General features: G+C 72.8%; 2 protein-coding genes. Both read right to left on the bottom strand.

Translation table 11 applies throughout. The features are described from left to right. Positions 1-175 precede the first annotated feature (175 nt). Positions 176-2,476 carry a CaiB/BaiF CoA-transferase family protein gene (locus AC2VOP_RS17125; RefSeq protein ID WP_486962074.1) on the bottom strand — a complete coding sequence of 767 codons (2,301 nt, stop codon included), beginning with the start codon at positions 2,474-2,476 and terminating at the stop codon, positions 176-178. A 2-nt stretch (positions 2,477-2,478) separates the two neighbouring features. Further along, positions 2,479-2,915 (bottom strand): amidohydrolase family protein (locus AC2VOP_RS17120; protein WP_486962073.1); only part of this gene is annotated, 437 nt, incomplete at its 5' end.

Below are 2,915 nucleotides of genomic sequence, written 5' to 3'. Positions count from 1 at the left end.
CGGGTCGGTGATCTCGACGGTCATCGCGACCGCCCGCTCGGCCTGGTCCCATTCGACGCCGGTGATGCGGTGGCGCGCGGTCAGTTCCATCACCACGGAGTCCCGACGCAGCAGGAAGCGCACCGGTGCGCACAGCTCGCCGGCGCGCGGCGGCACGCACAGGGTGACGGCCACGTCACAGGCCCGCCGGCCGCGCGCTGGTGGCCCCGGCCGCCCGCAGCGCGGCCAGGTCGTGCTCGTCTCGTCCCAGCAGGCCTTGGAGCACCTCGCCGGTGTGCTGGCCGTACAGCGGCGGCACCCGCCGGATCCAGCGCCGCGGCCGGCCGCGGAACGCGAACGGCATCCCGGTGCACAGGAACGTGCCGGCGACGGGGTGGGCGACCGTTTCCCAGAACCCGCGGGCGAGCAACTGCGGATCGTCCAGCAGTTCCGCGGCCGGCGTCACCCGCGCCGCGGCCACCCCGCCGGCGCGCAGCGCCGCGACCGCCTCCGGCGCCGAACGCCGTGCCGCCCAGTCCGCGACGAACGTGCCGGCCTCATCCGGTCCGGCGTCGCCCAGGCCGACCAGCCGCGCCAGCGACGCCCGGGCGGCGTCGTCAAGGGCGGCGATCGCGACCCACTCGTCGTCCCCGCGGCAGCGGTACAGCCCCTGCGGGCACGCCCCCGGCCCACGGTTCCCGTTGCGACGCAGCCCGATTCCGTTGCGCGAGTACTCCACGATCAGCTCGGCGGCCACGTTGAGCGCGGCCTCGACCATGGTGGACTCGACGTGCAGGCCGGTCCCGCCTCGGTCGCGGATGGTCAGCGCCGCCACGGCGGCGAACGCGGCGTGCAGCCCCGCGATCGGGTCGCAGACACCGCGCGGGATCACCGGGGGGCCGTCGCCGTGCCCGGTGCGCCACGCCATTCCGGTCGCCTGCTCCATCGTCTGGGCGAAGCCGACGCGGTCGCGCCACGGTCCGTCGAGACCGAAGGCCGGCATGCGCACCATGATGGCGCGCGGGTTGGCGGCGTGGACGGCGTCCCACTCGAGGCCGAGGTTCGCCATCACCCGCGGCGAGAAGTTCTCGATGACCAGATCGCTGGCGGCGACGAGGTCCAGGGCGGTGGCCCGGCCGGCCTCCGTGCTGAGTTCGATGCTGACGCCCCGCTTGTTGTTGTTGCTGCACAAGAAGACCGGGCCGGTTTCCCACCACTGCTCCCAGGTGGGTGGGCGGCCGGCGGAGAAGCGCATCCCGTCGGGGCGCCGCACGCCCTCGACCTTGATCACGTCGGCGCCGAGGGCGCCCAGCAGCTGCGTGGCGAACGGCCCCGCCCAGAACGCGGTGAAGTCGGCCACGCGTATGCCCGCCAGCGGAAGCGAGTCGGGGCCGGGGGATCGCGCGGGACGCGGCGCCCAGCGCACGCCGCCGTTGTCGGCGCCGAGCCGCGGCGGGCGCCGGGGCGGCATCGTCGTCATTGCATCGCTGCGATACGGCACCCGCGGCTGCAGGAAACCGGCGGCCGATTCGACGACGACGCCGCGCTCGACGAAGTGGTCGATCTTCGGCAGCATCTCCGGCGTGCCGATGGGGGCCACCGGTATTCGGAACGCGACCGCGATGTCGACGATCTCCGCGGTGGTGCGGGCCCGGGTCCAGCGGGTGACCATGTCGAGGAACTCGTCGCGGCGCTCGACGCGGCCGGCGAACGACGCCAGGTCGGCGTCGTCGACCAGATCGGCACGCTCGATCATCACCAGGAAGTCCTGGAACTGCTGGGCGGTGATGGTGCAGAACCCGACCAGGCCGTCCGCGGTGGGCACGATCGACGGCAGTTCCAGACTGCGTTGGTGCAGCAGCGAATCCGCTCCCAGCACGCTGGCCGACATGGCGGACAGGCCGCCCATCGCGATGGCCATCGCCTCGTAGGTCGAGACGTCGACGACCTCACCGCGCCCGCTGAGCGACGCGTGCCGCGCCGTCGCGGCGGCCACCGCCGCGGCGAACGTGCCGGCCAGCCACTCGCCGAGCCGTCCGCCCGCCTGGACGGGCTCGTCGCCCGGCCAGCCCCGTCCGGCGATCGAACCGCACAGCGCCTGCAGGATGAACTCGTTGGCGACCACCTGGTCGTCGACGTAGGGGCCCGTCGTCCCGAACGGCGTCACGGCCACCACCACCGCCGCCGGGCCGGTGTGGGCGGTGATGTCCTCGAGCGTCCACCCGTCGGTCAGGTCGGTGACCACGATGTCGGCGCCGGCCAGCAGCGCGGCGATCTGCGCCTCGTCGCGGCCGACGACCGAGCGCTTGCCGGCCGCGAGGTAGTCGAACAAAGCTCCGGGCGCCCCGCCGGCCGACCAGCGGCGCATCGAATCTCCCTGTGGTGGTTCGATTTTGACGACTTCGGCGCCGGCGTCGGCGAACATCTTGCCGCAGTAGGACGCGGCGATGCCGTTGGACGACTCCAGCACGCGCCAGTCGGCGAAGGGCACCGTCACGGTCAGTTGCCCAGGGTGGTCGCGCGTCCCGCGATCCCGGTCACCTCGGCGGTCACCGGCTGCGCTCCCTGTGCCCGCAACGCGAACTGGGTCATGCGCGTCCAGGCGTCGCGGTCCCGCTGGCCGGCCCGGTGCCCGACGTGGGTGACCACGTCGACGTCGGTGGCCTGGGCGCGCAGGTACCCGGCCCGGGCCCGCTCTTTGGGGATTTGCCGGAACGGGTCGAAAGAGTAAGCGGCCATCGCGTTTTCGTGGGTGATCTTGTCGATGACCGCGTCGTCGAGGTGACCCATGGTCGCCAGCACGTCCTCGGGCGCGAACGGCCAGTTGCTGTCGGAGTGCGGGAAGTCGGACTCCCAGCACAGCATGTCCTCGTTGAACCAGTCCATGTTGTGCACGCCGACCTTGTCGCTGATGAAGCAGGTGTAGAAGTGGCGCC

Source organism: Mycobacterium sp. TH-M106, assembly GCF_057473765.1.
Note: the sequence above shows the minus strand (reverse complement) of the source record. Positions and strands in the feature narration are given on the sequence as shown.